At 34.1% G+C, this 15,921-nt stretch carries 12 protein-coding genes and 1 tRNA gene; 4 read left to right on the top strand and 9 right to left on the bottom strand.

The genetic code is table 11. The annotated features are described in order from the left end of the window. From ABWU56_RS00710 to ABWU56_RS00700, 3 genes are all read right to left on the bottom strand, one after another. A complete protein-coding gene (locus ABWU56_RS00710; RefSeq protein ID WP_264686885.1) occupies positions 1–1,161 on the bottom strand; it encodes an aspartate kinase in 1,161 nt (386 codons plus the stop codon). Positions 1,162–1,253: 92 nt separating this feature from the next. Continuing rightward, complete coding sequence (locus ABWU56_RS00705) at positions 1,254–2,972, bottom strand: monovalent cation:proton antiporter-2 (CPA2) family protein (protein ID WP_353281596.1); 1,719 nt, start codon at positions 2,970–2,972, stop codon at positions 1,254–1,256. A gap of 5 nt (positions 2,973–2,977) precedes the next feature. Then, entirely contained in the window at positions 2,978–3,550 is a 573-nt protein-coding gene (locus ABWU56_RS00700) for a thioredoxin family protein (protein ID WP_064085908.1), read from the bottom strand. Positions 3,551–3,652: 102 nt separating this feature from the next. On the opposite strand from ABWU56_RS00700, the gene tmk reads away from it, so the two are divergent. Further along, positions 3,653–4,246, top strand: a complete 594-nt coding sequence (tmk, locus tag ABWU56_RS00695) for a dTMP kinase (RefSeq protein WP_010403811.1) — start codon at positions 3,653–3,655, stop codon at positions 4,244–4,246. Between the two features lie 426 nt (positions 4,247–4,672). On the opposite strand, the gene ABWU56_RS00690 is transcribed toward tmk, so the two are convergent. Next, positions 4,673–4,936, bottom strand: coding sequence for a hypothetical protein (locus ABWU56_RS00690; protein ID WP_264375198.1), 264 nt, complete (start codon positions 4,934–4,936; stop codon positions 4,673–4,675). 364 nt (positions 4,937–5,300) lie between these two features. Next, positions 5,301–5,377 (bottom strand) — tRNA-Met (locus ABWU56_RS00685). Between the two features lie 96 nt (positions 5,378–5,473). Here ABWU56_RS00685 and ABWU56_RS00680 point away from each other — a divergent pair. From ABWU56_RS00680 to ABWU56_RS00670, 3 genes are read left to right on the top strand one after another with little or no spacing between them, the layout of a single operon-like run. Then, complete coding sequence (locus ABWU56_RS00680) at positions 5,474–7,492, top strand: ComEC/Rec2 family competence protein (RefSeq protein WP_353281595.1); 2,019 nt, start codon at positions 5,474–5,476, stop codon at positions 7,490–7,492. 45 nt (positions 7,493–7,537) lie between these two features. Then, positions 7,538–9,346 (top strand): coiled-coil domain-containing protein, encoded by a 1,809-nt coding sequence (locus ABWU56_RS00675; protein WP_353281594.1) that lies wholly within the window; start codon positions 7,538–7,540, stop codon positions 9,344–9,346. Further along, positions 9,346–10,299: an RluA family pseudouridine synthase gene (locus ABWU56_RS00670; protein WP_395460862.1), complete on the top strand. Its 954-nt coding sequence runs from the start codon at positions 9,346–9,348 to the stop codon at positions 10,297–10,299. The genes ABWU56_RS00675 and ABWU56_RS00670 overlap by 1 nt, the downstream gene beginning before the upstream one ends. 6 nt (positions 10,300–10,305) lie before the next feature. On the opposite strand, the gene ABWU56_RS00665 is transcribed toward ABWU56_RS00670, so the two are convergent. The 4 genes from ABWU56_RS00665 to ABWU56_RS00650 form a co-directional block, all read right to left on the bottom strand. After that, positions 10,306–10,653: a diacylglycerol kinase gene (locus tag ABWU56_RS00665; protein ID WP_064085518.1), complete on the bottom strand. Its 348-nt coding sequence runs from the start codon at positions 10,651–10,653 to the stop codon at positions 10,306–10,308. A 271-nt stretch (positions 10,654–10,924) separates the two neighbouring features. Continuing rightward, the gene (gene carB, locus ABWU56_RS00660) at positions 10,925–14,212 is read right to left on the bottom strand and encodes a carbamoyl-phosphate synthase large subunit (protein WP_353281593.1); all 3,288 of its coding nucleotides are present in this window, start codon (positions 14,210–14,212) and stop codon (positions 10,925–10,927) included. 109 nt (positions 14,213–14,321) lie between these two features. Then, entirely contained in the window at positions 14,322–15,086 is a 765-nt protein-coding gene (locus tag ABWU56_RS00655; protein WP_353281592.1) for an SDR family NAD(P)-dependent oxidoreductase, read from the bottom strand. Then, complete coding sequence (locus tag ABWU56_RS00650; RefSeq protein ID WP_007302309.1) at positions 15,073–15,888, bottom strand: YihY/virulence factor BrkB family protein; 816 nt, start codon at positions 15,886–15,888, stop codon at positions 15,073–15,075. Before ABWU56_RS00650 ends, ABWU56_RS00655 begins: the two co-directional genes overlap by 14 nt. Positions 15,889–15,921 lie beyond the last annotated feature (33 nt).

The following is a 15,921-nucleotide window of genomic DNA, read 5'->3' as shown; positions in this document are numbered from 1 at the left end:
TCATACATCAAGCTCATATTCGGTATGTAAATCTCTAATTAAAGCCTCAGCGTGTTTTTTTTGAACAACTATACTGATCTTGATTTCGGACATTGTGACAGCAAGTATTTCTATCTTTTTTTCGCTTAAAACCTTGAGTGTGCGGTACATCACTTCAGTGTTAGACATAACACCAATACCAATTATTGAAATTTTAGCTATATTATTGTTTACGACATAATTTTCATTTTTGTTCAATAACTTTTTCATTAAATCAACATCAAATTTAGAAATCAAAAAGCTTGACCCATGTATCATGTCAACTTTAACGTTTGCTCCTGCTATATCTCTTAAAGTATCCAGAGTATTTGCAAAGTTAGTAAAAGTTACAAGAGCTTCGTGAGTGCTATAAGTTATTCCAGTAATTAAGTATCTTTCCAGTACATCTTTTTCGTGTAGTACTGTAGTGCCTTCTACTTCCTCAAAAGTGGATAACACCTGCACCTTAATATTATGCTTCATTGCAAGTTGTACTGAACGATTATGCAATATTTTAGCACCAGATGACGACATCTCCAATATTTCATTGTAAGAGATAGATTTAAGCTTGCGTGCCCTTGGAACAATTTTTGGGTCTGCTGTATATATTCCATCAATATCAGTAAAAATTTCACAAGTCCTAATACCAAAGACTACAGCAAAGGCAATTGCTGAGATATCAGATCCTCCTCTACCAAAAGTAGTGATTCTATCATCGTGTATACCCTGAAAACCAGCAATGATTGCAGCAGTATAACCCTCAGCAAAAGATCTTTTTACATGGTCAATTTTTATCTTTTTTATTTTAGACTCAGAATAAAAATTATCCGTTACAATTGGTAACTGCCAGGCGAGCCATGATTTAGCATTAACTCCGATAGATTGAAGAGTGATAGCTAATAATGCGCAAGAGATCTGTTCTCCTGCTGAAAGGAGAACATCATACTCTGATAACTCTTGTCTACAATTTAAATTTGAAATTTGCCTAGCTTGAAAAGCCATTTGGTCAGTGAATCCTGCAGCAGCAGATACAACAGCGATTACATTACAACCTTTCTCAATATCATTTTTTATCAGGTTTGCAACTCGATTTAAGTCAGTTAGTGAAGTCCCACCAAATTTTTTTATGATTATTTTGTTCATAGTTACAATAAGGTCAATTTTTCACCTTTCTAGAGAGTACAGTTGTTTAATTAAATGTGTTTTTTCTGGTCACTAATTAAAGTGATATAGGGCTATTCATCTTTATCATTACCAAGTTCTTTTAACATACTGTAGTTGCCTTTTCTAAATTTACCTTTTAAAGATGTAACTCCACTTTCGCTAATTCCACTTAAACTTAATGCTGCTCCACCTAGCTGCAATCCAATTTCAGATGTTTCGGGAATAATTTTACTAGCCCCTAGATCTTTATAAACCTCCACATTATTCAAATCTGGCAAACGTATTATAATATTTACATGCGGAAAATTTGCTGCAACTAGAGAAACTATTTTCTTTATAGTAACTTCGTTCTTTATCGAAACCACAAGAGCTTGAGCTCTTTCTATTCCTACTGATTTTAAAATTTCATATCTTGTAGCATCTCCAAGATATATAGGAAAACTGTCATTTTTTCCTTCTTTTACTATTTTTGATTGAATATCTACAATAACATAACTTAAATGCTCTGCAGTAAGCATTTTTGTTACCATATATCCCACTCTACCAAATCCAGCAACTATTACGTGATTATAAAGGTCTTGTGTGTCTGTTTCGATTGCTTCATCGTCTAGTATTATTTTTTCAGTGCTAAATGAATTTGCTATCCAGTCTCCAATTCCCGATAAAAGAGGAGTAAAAGCCATAGTTACTGTAGTTACCATCATAAGCACTTGAGCGATTTCACTTGATAGTACATCTAATTCATCTGCTAAACGGAATAAAATAAATGCAAATTCACCGCCTTGTGCAAGCAGTAATCCAGCTTGTATTGCAGGTGCACTTCTAAATCCAAAAAATCTACACAATGTATATATAATGGACGTCTTTAAAACGATAAGGATAATTGATAATAAAGTAACGAGTGGTAACTTATTGAGTAAAAGGTCAATATCAATAGACATGCCAACAGTCATAAAGAATAAACCAAGAAATAAGTCTTTAAATGGCAATACTGCATGTTCTACCGAATTCCTGTGTTCTGTTTCTGCAACTAGTAACCCAGCAACAAATGCGCCTAATGCCATTGATAAATGAAATTGTTCAGTAATAAATGCTGATCCTAATATTATCAGAAGTGTTGTTGATATAAAGATTTCATTACTCTCCATTTTGGCAATAACCGAAAACAATGGCCTCAGTAATAACCTACCAGTTACAAATATCAACACCAATGCAATAGCTGCTTGCACTAATGAGCCTGCCAACGAGCTTATTAAGCTGTGTTCAGAATTGCCAGTAAGCAGGGGCACTAATACTATTAGAGGTACCACTGCAAAGTCCTGCATTAGTAGCACTGCTATTGACAATCTACCAACTTGGCTTGCTTGAGAACCCTTTTCTTGCAGAACCTGCAACACTATTGCTGTTGAGGATAGTGCAAGTCCACCACCAATAACTGCTGCCATGTTTGTATTTACTCCAAAGGCAAGAGCAATGAACCATATTGCTATCATGGTAACTATAACTTGAAGGGAACCAAACCCAAACACATGCCTACGCATAGCGATAAGGCGTTCAAATGTCAATTCAAGACCTATAATGAACAATAGGAAAACTACGCCAAACTCTGCAAAGTTATCCATTACTTCAACTGAATGTATCAGATTAAATCCATGAGAACCAATCAATGCACCTGCAACAAAGTAACCAAGTACTGGGCTAATATTCATTTTCCAAAACGCTATGACTATAAACACAGCAGCAGAGAGTAAAATTATAATATCAAACAAATGCTGAGAGCCGCTGTGCATAATATTTAACCTGTAGAATTAGACCATTTTATTGAACAACCAATGCTTGATTTTTGGTCAACTGGAGGATTGCTAGTTTCTGCAATAAATTTCATGGCTTGAAATAAATCACTACTTCCTACTTCGTAATTTTGAACTTTCTCTTTTTTTGTGTTGTTAAAACGCCCGCGATAGCAGAGGGCTAGTTTGGAATTAAAGCCAAAAAAATCAGGGGTACAAACAGCACCATACTCTTTAGCTACTTCTTGATTATTGTCAATCAAATATGGAAATGTAAACTGATTTTCCTTGGCAAAATTAATCATGTTTTCAAAGGAGTCTTCTGGGTACTCATTTACATCATTTGGCATGATTGCAACGGTGTTTACCTGATAATCTTTTTTCAACAAATTAACATCGCTTACTAGATTGCTAATAATTGATTGAACGTAAGGACAGTGATTGCATATAAACATTACAATGAGACCATTTTCCCCATAGCAGTCACTTAATGTATAATATTTGTTATCCACTCCCAGGAGATTGAAATTCTTTGCAGTAAAGTCTAAATCTATCTTAGGAGTGTCTAGCGTAACCATAGCTCATAGAGAATTGTATACCATAATTTATGATCTTATTGCTTAAATGTCAAATGGTTTCTATGTACACTGTTTGCATTTAGCATTGTAATTATAAAATTTATGTTCATAACCTTCGAAGGAATAGATGGTTCTGGTAAAACAACACAGTCTGAGTTACTTGCAAATTATTTCAAGCAAATTCACGGTGAAAATAATGTCGTATTGACTAGAGAACCAGGTGGTACTGATTTTGCAGAAAAAATAAGAGGATTACTACTTAAGGATAATATTGATCCTATTTCTGAACTCTTGCTGCTTATCTCGATGAGGCACGAACATATGAAAAAATTAATATTGCCAGCTCTTAAAGAGGGAAAGACAGTTATTTGTGATCGATTTATCGATTCAACTATTGCGTATCAAGGGTATGGACTAGGTGTTGACTTGAGTCTAATAAGAGACTTACACAAATTAGTGGAAATTAAATATCCAGATATCACATTTATTTTAGATATTGATGTTCAAGTTGGACTCAGCAGAGCAAAGGATAAAAATAAGTATGAAGAAATGAGCATTGATTTCTATCATAAAATTCGAAAAGGATTTCAAGAAATAGCTATAAAAGAATCTAATAGATGTAATGTTATTACTGGAATTGAAAAAAAAAGTGATAATCATGTACACAATGAAATTATTGATATTGCAAAGACTTAGCTATACGTATTGAACTTTTGCTAACCTAAACAGTTACTGCATTAACCTGTGGTAAAAAATTATCAATTTTAGGTGACGTTATTTCATACGAAAGACTCTCTTTTTGATTAGCTAAAAAACTTTGTATTTCATTTTTAGGTTTTTCACTTATTGTTCTATATATTCTTGCGCGATTAATTAGCTCATTTCTACTATTCTTATTGCTTACTTCAGTTATGGTAAAAAATTGATCAAAGTGATTTAACAGATCCTCGTCTTTTATCGAGGATGCAACGCTATCAATTTCTCTTACATATAAAGCAAGTTTGTGCGCTTTGATACGATCCTCAAAACAAAAGTATGTTACAAAACTTATTTTTTGTGATATCTCTTGTTTTTGCTAGCAAAGATTCGATCTCGTCTTGGCAACGCACTCTCTTAACTGACTCAGCAGATACCTAGAACATTTTCTACTACAGATTTTTTCTCACAACCAAAAAGAAACGTATAATATCCCATAGACAGAGTCAAGAGAAGGAATATAGCTGGAAGCAAGAATGGAGCAAGTACATTTTGCGATCCAGGAAAGATAAACCAGATAGCAGTTGCTGCTGATACAGCTAAAAATAACCCTGACATAACGAGTTTTATTTTTCTTCTGTATCCGTTATCAATAACCGTATTTACGCCAATAAAAGCCACATCAACCATTGCTCATACCTCACTAAAAGTAATATTAGCTTAATAATAGCATTGTTGTGATAAGAAATCAATATTATGAATATTTTAATTAATTTATAAAATCATCCAACCAAATAGAAAAAAGGCAAAAGAAGTCCCGAATAGCGAGTTTTAATAATTTAAATTGATAATGTACTAACAAGCGTGATTTGGCTAAATGTAGAAAAAATAAAAAAGACATGCAGCCACTATAATTTAATGTAATTCACCAATAAATACCTTAAGTTTTTTACTGAATGTTGCGATTGAGCCTACAGGTCAAAAACAAGCTTTGAGTCAGAAATACCATTGCTATTATAATAAGAGAAATCGCGATTTTTGTACAATTGAAAGATGGTTGCGGGAGTAGGATTTGAACCTACGACCTTCAGGTTATGAGCCTGACGAGCTACCGAGCTGCTCCATCCCGCGTCGTTGCTTATTTATTATTATATGCGTAATAATAATAAATAAAAGAATAAAATCACACTATTACATATATTTATATATCTATTAACCTTTCTTAACATGATAGTAAATTATATACATAACAATCTGTGCAATGAAAAATATAACTTGATATTGTGGTTCCCTGTTTTTCAGTGTGCAGGAATTTTAACCTATTTCTCATTAAATTTTGAACCAAGCTGTGCTTTCACTATATCTATTTTTCTCTTGCTTTCACCTATACTAATTCTGATTGCAATATTATACAGGAAATACGCAATATTATGCATTTCTTTAATTGCAGTGCTCATAGGATTTACAGCCAGCAAATTCAGAACAGATTCAGTTAATACTCACATTCTTGATAAGGAAAGGTATGTGAAAGATATTGTTGCTACAGTGAAGGATATTAACGATAGGGGCTCATATAAACAATTTTTGCTTTATGAAATAAAAAACACGAAGTTCAAGCTGGATAACATCAGAATATCAGTTAAAACCAAAGCGGAAGAAGGCATTAAAATAGGGGATCAAGTAAAATTATCAGCAAAACTCTTTCCTCCAAAAATTGCGCCTTCGGAATATGCATATGATTTTGCAAGAATAGCATATTATCAGAAAATAAGTGCAACAGGCTTTGCAACAAGCAAAATAGTCCTGTACAAAAAGGCTGAAGCAAGAAAATTTCAAGAGTATATAGAATCTTTCCGTCAATATATCTATGAAAACCTACAGCAAAATACCAAAAAGCCACACGCGGACATAATCTCTGCATTATTAATTGGCAAAAAAGACGGGATAGATCAAAAAACTATGAATGCGATACGAGATTCAGGTATAGCACATTTATTCGCTATATCTGGTTTACATTTATCGTTTGTTGCTGGTCTATTTTTTATAGTATTCCGTAATTTATTTGCAATATCTGAAACTTTGACTCTTAAATATAACACTAAAAAAATATCTGCATTCTTTACTATCTTGCCAACTACCTTTTATTTGTTGATTACCGGTATGCAAATTTCTGCTCAGCGTGCCTACATCATGGTGATCTTGGTACTTGTTGCAATAATCATAGAAAGGAAATATCGAGGATTAATAGCAATTGCGTTTGCTGCTTCGGTGATACTCATAGTGGAGCCAGAAGCAATCTTAAAGCCAGGTTTTCAAATGTCATTTTCTGCTGTTTTGGCACTAGTTGCCAGCTATCAGATCAATGCCAACAAATTTTTAAAAATAATAAAATATTTTGTGTCGATAATGATCAGCTCAATAATAGCAAGTTTAGCAACGGTTCCGTACACAATATACAACTTTAATTATTTTTCAATCAGCGGCATTATCACAAATTTAGTTGCTATACCAATAGTTACACTCATTATTATTCCACTTGGAATAATCTATGTTTTATTGATTCCTTTAGGTACTCAGTGGATTATAACGCCTCTCATGGAACGCCCAATTGACAGCGTTTTATATATAACAAATGCAATAGCTAATCTTCAGTATCTGGTTATTCCTATTCGCACTTTTCCTGCATCATCGATCATTATAATAACGCTTGGGTTATTGTGGCTGTGCCTGTGGGAAAGGAATTGGCGTTTCTTTGGAATTTTCTTTATTCTGCTAGGTATTTTCTCTAGCGCTATGTATAGAACTCCTGATATTCTAGTCAGTGCTGATAATCTTGCTGTAAAAGAAGGTGACAATTTACTATATTCTCTTACTAGAAAAAACAGAAATTTTGTTGTCAAAACGTGGGCAAAGCAAAACGGGCAGAATCAAATTGTGAATCATACTAAATTCAGTAATTCAAACAAAAGGCTAAAATGTAATGATTATGGCTGTATATATAATAAAGGAAATAATAAGTCAGTGTTGCTAGCTCACAAAAGAGAAGATATTTTAGAAAATTGTAACAATGTCGATCTAGTAATTCAGCTAAGCAAATTCAATCACCCAGCTTGCAATACTAAAATCATCAAGTATTCTGATTTAGAAGTATATGGTACACATTCTATTTGGCTAACAAATAGTGGCGTAAACGTTAGTAAAGTGCGTTCTAATCGTCCTTGGCATAAGCCAAAAACTTGTTTTTAAAGTATCATTTATATATAATTACTTAATTAGGATGTAAGGAAATTTATGCCTTTAGATACAACAAATCCTTTCAATGTTAAAGTAGATCATAATTTTGCCAAAATAGATGATGCTATTGGTTTTTTTCCTAGGTTATGGCGTGCAACAAAGAAATATTCTGTAAGTAACACTCTACCCATAGCGATTGTAAATATTTGGCTTCAATTTTCTTTGGCTTATGTAGCTGCAATAATAATAACCCATAATGATCTAAGGTTTATTACAGATATTTTTAACCCAACATTCATGCCAATTTACACTTTGGTTTCTATTATTCTTTTAACAACTTTTGTAGCCTCTTCTGCTATGAGATATATGCATAAGCAGGAGATAAAAGAAGGAGAAAAGTTGATAGAGGAATTAATAAATAATAAAATTAGAGGTGGCAAAGACAACGAGATGAGTGAAATCGCTGAAAATGCTCTGAAAATAGAGATAAAACCAAATTTAAGTCTTATAGATTCCAAAAAAGCAAACTTTTCAATAGTTTTGCCAATTTCTGAAAATCAGAAAAAAATATTAGATAATCAAATACAAGAGAATAAAAATAAGGCCATTTTTCTTACCATACCATATGTAATTAGTGCTGTAATTATAGTTGGTGCGTTAATACAAAATAGATTGAGCTTTGCCAATATTCAGGCTTTGGAATGGGTTCCAGTTGTACTGGCTAGTATCATTGCTATCGTTGGAATATGTATAACATTCAGCAAGCTAAAAACCAATGAGATAAACAATAATCATAATATTATTAAAAAATTTAATAATTTAGATATTCTCTTTCCATGCAGAAGAGGTGGTTTTGTATCGGTAATGGAAAAAAAGACAAAAGATGAGGAAGAAAATGATCCAATATCTCGATTAATAAAATTACTAGATAAGCACTTGACTAATTTTACAGATAAAATTGTTGACTCATTTGATAAGCGCTTAGATGAAGCTAAAGATCTACTTGATAGCAAACTTCTAAAACCTGCAAATGATGAAATTCAAGAAACACTTGTTCATCTACAAGGAATTAGAGGAGACATCAAAAAAGATTTAGATAAGTTGCGTAAGGAAATGATGGTCATTTTAAGCGAAGCTAAAGAGCTGGCAAAAAGAACAAATTCACTAAAAATTGAAAGCATTTTTTCTAGTTTAGAGAATACTATTAAAATCGCTGAAGATAAGGTTGAGCGATTTGAACCAAGCAGATTAGTTGGCTTTTTTCAATCTGGAGAAAGAACAATTAGCGATGATCGTGAGTTCATAGATACATTGGAAAAACAAAAAGAAGAAGCGGAAAAGATAAAGAACGAATTAGAAGAAGAACTAAAAAAAGTAAAAGATGAGCTAGCAGAATTAAAGAATAAACAGACTCAATCAAATGAACCTAATAGCAGTGAAGGCAGTATTACTGCTACTTCTCTTGAAAAACAGCGAGATGAAGAGAAAAAAGCAATAGAAAAACATAGATTATTAAAATCAAAAAAAAGGATGAAAGAGCTGGAGCAAGAAAATGCAAAATTGGAAAAAGAATTATCTGAACAAGAAAAAATGGATGAATGGAGAAAAAAAGTTAACGGCAAAGCAAGTGACTTTCTATATTATTTATTAGAGTCTATTAAGCTAGAAGAAAAAGATAAAAAAGAAGAAAAGAGGGAGTTAACGCTACGGGATTTTGATAATAAAATAATAATTTACTGGAAAGATGGCTCTCAAACAATTTGCCATATTAAAAAACAAGACGGCCTTCAAATTCAACCTAGTACAAAAGTTGATTTTGTGAATCCAGATGTTCATGCAGCATTCAAAGTAGCTTGCGCAGGGTAGTGACCATAGATATAACCTTAAATGTTAATAGTGACGAAAAAAAATTAAGGCTAGATACTTACATAGCTAAAAAGTGTAACATATCACGCAGTAAAGCACAAAGATTGATACAAGATGAGCGGGTAACATTACTTGGCACGCCGATAATTAATAATGACCACATAGTAAAACCAGGTGAAGAGTATATAGTACATCTCGTTCAACCTGACATATCCACATCAATTGAACCTAACTATAATATAAAGCTTGATATCATCTACGAAGATGGGGACATTATAGTTCTGAGTAAACAAAGTAGATTAACAGTACACCCAGGTGCTGGAACAAACAATGATACACTCCTGAATGCAGTGATCGCTCACCTTGGCAAAATTCCATATATAAATACAAGACCAGGAATTGTTCACAGGCTTGATAAAGATACTAGTGGACTCATGGTAATTGCAAAAAATGAACAATCCCACAGCTTCTTGTCTGAACTGCTATCAAATCGTAAAATAAAACGGGAATACTTAGCAGTAATTTGGGGAGCATTACCTAATCTGCAAGGAACAGTAAAAACCCATATTGCTCCAAAACGCAGTAATAAAGAAATGATGTGTGTCACAAAAACAGCAGGTAAATTAGCAATCACTCATTATTCAGTGAAGAAAATTATAGGGCAAGCAAGCCTGGTTAAATGTACTTTAGAGACAGGCAGAACACACCAAATTCGAGTACACATGAGCCACATAGGACATTCTGTAGTTGGTGATCAAGTTTACGGAAAAAATAGTAGTAAAAGTGAAAAACATGCTAAAAACTCTGACTTTATCCGTAATTTCAATAGACAGGCACTACATGCTCACACGCTAGGCTTATATCATCCAAAAAGTAAAGAATATATAGAATTTGTTTCTGATTTACCACAAGACATGCAAGTCTTAATCGGTGAATTTGAAAATATATCTTAACAACATTCATATCAATATTATCATCCATGTTATCAAGAAGTTAATTAATGAGAGAAAAACTGCTGCACTACCTAGATCTTTCACTTTTTTTGAAAGTATATGTTGTTCACTGGAAATACGCTCAATTATTGTTTCAAAAGCAGTGTTAATAATTTCTACAATTAACACCAAAAATAGGCTACTTACCATTACTGCACGTTCTAAATTACTTACATCTAAAACAAACAAAGTTGAAACACATATTATAAAAAGCAGTAACTCCTGTCTGAACGCAACTTCTGATACAAAAGCTGATTTTATTCCTTCACAGGAGTATTGAATTGCTTTTATTAGACGAGTAATGCTTTTCTTCATTATCAATTTTGGAAACTCAATGAATTACACTTATTGCACTCAGGTAAAAAATGCATGAAAACACCTTTCAGTCGTGATCACTTACAAAGATTTTTAAGTTAAAGTCTAGCATATTGTTTGAATCAAGAAAATTAGTACAAAGCCTTTCAACAAACGCTCAAGGCAGTTATATATTGATACTGACACAAAAATCCTTTAATTAAATTTCTCTCTCCTTAGCTTACACGATCCTCATTTTGAAATAAGTAATAATTTATTATAGTCTTGATATTTAAATATTTTGTATCTGCTGTAATGATTTCACTTCCAATTTGCTATTCTTTACATATTGAATTGCAAGCGCTAACGCTTTACTCCCAGAAGCTGTGGTGCTATAAGCTATATTTTGCAAAATAGCAGTTCTCCTGATATCTTTGCTATCTGAGACTGATTTCACACCTTTTGAAGTATTGATTACTAGATTTATTTTTCCATCTTTGAGCATATCAACTATGTGGGGTCTGCCTTCTCTCACTTTATTTACAGCTTTTGCAGCAATGCCGTTATTGTTCAGATGCAAAGCTGTGCCTTTGGTGGCATATATTTCAAAACTCAGTTCTTTCAACATTCGTACAACAGGCAATATATACTCTTTATCATCATCTTTTACTGAAACCAGAGCTGTTCCTTCTGTTGGTAACTTGTATCCTGCAGCCATGTGCACTTTTGCAAGTGCAGCTCCGAAAGATAAGTCAATTCCCATCACTTCTCCTGTTGATTTCATTTCAGGACCAAGTAAAGTGTCAATTCCCGAAAAACGCGTAAATGGAAAAACAGCAGCTTTAACTGCAAAATGATTGAAAGGCTTGTTTTCCTGATTCAATTTTTTACCCAAAATAACCTGAGTGGCAAGCTTTGCAATAGGAATATTGATTACCTTGGAAATAAAAGGAACTGTACGGCTAGCCCTTAAATTCACTTCAAGTATGTATACATCACTCTCTTGAACAGCAAACTGAATGTTTATCAGACCTTTCACTTTTAATGCTAATGCTATTCTCTCAGTTTGGAGCTCGATCTCTTTTATTACTTCGTCACTCAATGTATTTGTCGGTATTGAACATGTTGAATCGCCAGAGTGGATACCAGCTTCTTCAATATGCTCCATAACCGCTGCAATGAAAACTCTTTCCCCATCACATACAGCATCAACGTCAACCTCAACTGCATTGACTAAAAATTTATCAAGAAGCAGCGAACCATGCTCAAAGATTTTAGTGTGATTCAGGACGTACTCTTTGAAGCTATCAATATCATGCAAAATTGACATAGACTGACCACCAAGGACATAGGATGGCCTCACTACTAATGGAAACCCCACCTTTTCTGCGTTGATTAACGCTTCTTCCACTGAATGACAGATAGAATTTTCAGGTTGTTTTAAATTAAGTTGCAAAGCAAGATTTTTAAATCTCATGCGATCTTCTGCAAGGTCAATAGAATCAAAAGATGTACCCAAGATATTAAAACCTCTTTCGTTCAGCACTTTGGCTAATTTTAAAGGCGTTTGACCACCTATTTGAACTATTACACCAACTAGTGTGCCATTTTCTTGCTCTTTACTTAGTATTTCAAGCACATCCTCTGCAATGAGTGGTGCAAAATATAAACGATCAGCGGTATCATAATCAGTTGAAACGGTTTCGGGATTGCAGTTAATCATTATTGTTTCGTATCCCATTTCTTTGGTGGCAGAAACTGCATGAACGCATGCATAATCAAACTCAATACCTTGACCAATGCGATTTGGACCACTTCCTAAAATGACAACCTTTTCTCGGTCAGAAATGTCCGCTTCGCATTCTGTCCTGTTTGTAATGTCTCCCTCATAACATCCATACATATAAGCAGTGCTCGATTCAAATTCAGCTGCACAGGTATCTACACGTTTATAAACTGGATTAACACCAAATTTTTTCCTCATTGCTTCAATTTGCTCTGATGTCATTCCAGTGCGTGACACTGGAATCCACCTATTTTTTTCTTGGATCCCAGCTGGGATGACAGAGGTAGGTCTATTACTTAACTTTGCGAGCCTTGCATCTGAGAAGCCCATTTTTTTCAGCTCTAATATTTCATATGCAGTTTCAGGAAGGCCGTTTTCCTTGATTTTTTGTTCAGCTAATATAATTTGCTGTATATTTTGCAAAAACCATAAATCATAACCTGTAATCGAATTTATTTCTTCTATGCTAATTCCGTGGCGCATTGCGTCAGCAGCAATCAGTAATCTGTTTGGCAGCAATTTTGCTAACTGAGATTTAATATCTGTGTCTTCAGAAAACACTTCATCAAGTCCCGTGAGCCCTGTTTCAAGTGAGCGAAAAGCTTTCTGCAGTGACTCATTAAAAGTACGGCCGATTGACATCACTTCTCCCACTGATTTCATGGAGGTTGATAATTCACAATTTGTCCCCTTAAATTTCTCAAACTCAAATCGAGGAATTTTAGTGACGATATAATCAATCACTGGTTCGAATGCTGCTGGTATTATTGGAGCACAGTCGTTACGTATTTCATCGAGCGAATAGCCAATAGCAAGTTTAGTGACAACTTTTGCAATAGGATAGCCTGTTGCTTTTGAGGCAAGTGCAGAAGAGCGAGAAACCCTTGGATTCATTTCAATTACAACGAGGCTTCCATCTTCTTTAGGATTCACTGCAAACTGAACATTTGCACCACCGGCACTAACATCAATTTCCCTCAGCACTGCTATAGATGCATTTCTCATTTGTTGATATTCAGCATCACGCAGAGTCAAAGCAGGAGCAACTGTGATACTATCTCCGGTGTGCACTCCCATTGGATCAACATTTTCTATTGAACACACTATTATACAGTTATCCTTGCAGTCACGGATAACTTCCATTTCATATTCCTTCCAGCCGATAATTGATTCATCTATCTGAACTTCATTTATTGGCGAAATTTTGAGAGCACTTTCTGCAATATTGAAAAACTCCTCTTTATTGTATGCTATGCCGCTACCTGCACCACCAAGGGTGAACGATGAGCGGATGATTGCTGGTAATCCAATGTAGTCCAAAGCCTCTTTTATTTGTTCTTGATTTTTTATAATGATACTTTTGGGGTATTTCAGTCCTATTCTATCCATGGACTTACGGAATAACTCTCTATCCTCTGCTTTTTTTATTGCTTCTCTATTTACCCCTATTAATTCTACGTTGTATTTGTCTAACACTCCATCATCTGCAAGTTTTATTGCGCAATTGAGTGCTGTTTGCCCGCCCATTGTTGGCAATATTGCATCTGGCATCTCTTTGATTATAATTTTCTCTATGATTTCAGGCAGTACCGGCTCAATATAAGTTGCATCAGAGAATTCAGGATCTGTCATTATAGTTGCAGGATTGGAGTTAACCAAAATGACTTTATAACCTTCACTTTTTAATACTTTACAGCTTTGCGTTCCGGAATAATCAAACTCGCATGCCTGACCTATAACTATTGGGCCTGCTCCTATTACTAATATAGATTCTATATCTGTGCGTTTTGGCATAATTACAATAACAGTTTCTATTCAAAGTAATGTTACCAGTCTTTCCTGTATATGTGAATTTTTATTGAGTTCAGACTAAGAACTATAGGTAATTAAAAAGTGTACAAACTTATTCAAGAGATTTACTTAATGGCAAGATTTTTCCTGATACGCTGCAATCGTTAGAAGCAAGCTCCACAAATTTGTCTGTTAATTTATCAGGTGACACTAATTCGAATGTATCTTTTCCAGGAAATGCTTGCTTGTACATTTCACTATCGACAGGCCCTTCCGAATACACAGCATTTACGCACAAACTCGTATGTTTTGTCTCAGATGCATATATCTGCACCATTATTTCTAGTGCAGTTTTACTTGCAGCATACGGCATCCAGTATGGATAAGAGGAAGGAGAAAGTGTCACTTCTGAGGTCATGAATATCACTCTTCCAGCATTAGATTTTTTTAGTATTGGATCTAAGTTTTTTAGTAAGTACCAACTGGCAGTAAAATTTGTATTCATTACGTGCTGTAGCTCTTCAACTTCATAGTCGTGAATGGGGTTCAGTTTTCCTAAAACTCCAGTACACGCAACTAATATATCAAGTGCTCCAGATTCTGATAATTTCAGGCTTTCTATCATGTTTGGCAGTACTTTTACGCTCTCAAAGTCCAAAAGATCAAGCTGAATTAGTTTCACAGAGCCTTCTTTAAGCTCTTCAATTTCATTATATAGTGGTTTGAGATTATCAAGAGATCTGGAAATTAGAATCACACATGCACCTTCTTTTACAAATCTTTTTGCAACAGAAGAGCCTATTCCACCTGAAGCTCCGGTAATTAAAGCTATTTTACCTTCTAAGTCACCCATTTCTTTCTCCTTAGCAAGATCCATTGAAATATTTTAGCTGAAAATTAAATTTTGCTCCATATATAAAAATCAAACTTAGCACATAAAAAAATAGTAATGATACTACCACACCACCTAAGCTTCCATATATCAAATTCAGTTGGTCAAAGGAAGCTTTTAAGTATTGCTTGAAAGCTGAAGCAGAGATCGTCCAAAGAATAACAGCCACACAAGATCCGGGAAATACGTCTGATAAGTTTTGTTTTATGTTTGGCAATGTAAAATATAGCCAAGATACTATAGTAAAAAGCACAAACTCAATAAGTAAATATCTAGTATAACTTAGCCCTTGGTAAGAAAAATCAATTAACATTGGCACTAATGTAAAAAATACTATAGTCAGAGTTGTAACAAGCGTAATTACTAAAAATTGTAATATACTGAGCACCCTTCTCCATATATAAGGCGATGAAACCGGAACTTTATAGGCCTTATTCAATATCGTTCTAAATCCTTCAATTGTCGATGAGGCAGTCCAAACAGCGCCTACAATTGCCAAGGTTAATAAGCTTTGCGGAGGGCCTGATATTATCTCCCTAATACGTGGCATCAAAGATGATAAAATATCCTGTGGCATGTTATCAATAATAAATGCCCAGCCGACATTGTATTGATCTAAGAAATTTGCGAACGTTGATGCCATGGCTATTAAAACAATAAGAAAAGGAAATATTGATAACAGGATTAAAAATGATAGATACCCTGCGTGCTCCACTCCATCATTATAAATTGTGTCAATTAAAGCACGATAAAGGCAATAAACGATACTATAAAATTTCTGTAGCACTTGTAATATAAATAAACTAAGAAAAGTATTCTA

Source organism: Wolbachia endosymbiont (group B) of Horisme vitalbata, assembly GCF_964028625.1.
Classification (GTDB): domain Bacteria; phylum Pseudomonadota; class Alphaproteobacteria; order Rickettsiales; family Anaplasmataceae; genus Wolbachia.
Note: the sequence above shows the minus strand (reverse complement) of the source record. Positions and strands in the feature narration are given on the sequence as shown.

Bases quoted from the DNA above. Each gene is read 5' to 3' on its own strand.
- ABWU56_RS00710 (WP_264686885.1), bottom strand. From the start codon at position 1,161: ATGAACAAAATAATCATAAAAAAATTTGGTGGGACTTCACTAACTGAC.
- ABWU56_RS00705 (WP_353281596.1), bottom strand. From the start codon at position 2,972: ATGCACAGCGGCTCTCAGCATTTGTTTGATATTATAATTTTACTCTCT.
- ABWU56_RS00700 (WP_064085908.1), bottom strand. From the start codon at position 3,550: ATGGTTACGCTAGACACTCCTAAGATAGATTTAGACTTTACTGCAAAG.
- tmk (WP_010403811.1), top strand. From the start codon at position 3,653: ATGTTCATAACCTTCGAAGGAATAGATGGTTCTGGTAAAACAACACAG.
- ABWU56_RS00690 (WP_264375198.1), bottom strand. From the start codon at position 4,936: ATGGTTGATGTGGCTTTTATTGGCGTAAATACGGTTATTGATAACGGA.
- ABWU56_RS00680 (WP_353281595.1), top strand. From the start codon at position 5,474: ATGATAGTAAATTATATACATAACAATCTGTGCAATGAAAAATATAAC.
- ABWU56_RS00675 (WP_353281594.1), top strand. From the start codon at position 7,538: ATGCCTTTAGATACAACAAATCCTTTCAATGTTAAAGTAGATCATAAT.
- ABWU56_RS00665 (WP_064085518.1), bottom strand. From the start codon at position 10,653: ATGAAGAAAAGCATTACTCGTCTAATAAAAGCAATTCAATACTCCTGT.
- carB (WP_353281593.1), bottom strand. From the start codon at position 14,212: ATGCCAAAACGCACAGATATAGAATCTATATTAGTAATAGGAGCAGGC.
- ABWU56_RS00655 (WP_353281592.1), bottom strand. From the start codon at position 15,086: ATGGATCTTGCTAAGGAGAAAGAAATGGGTGACTTAGAAGGTAAAATA.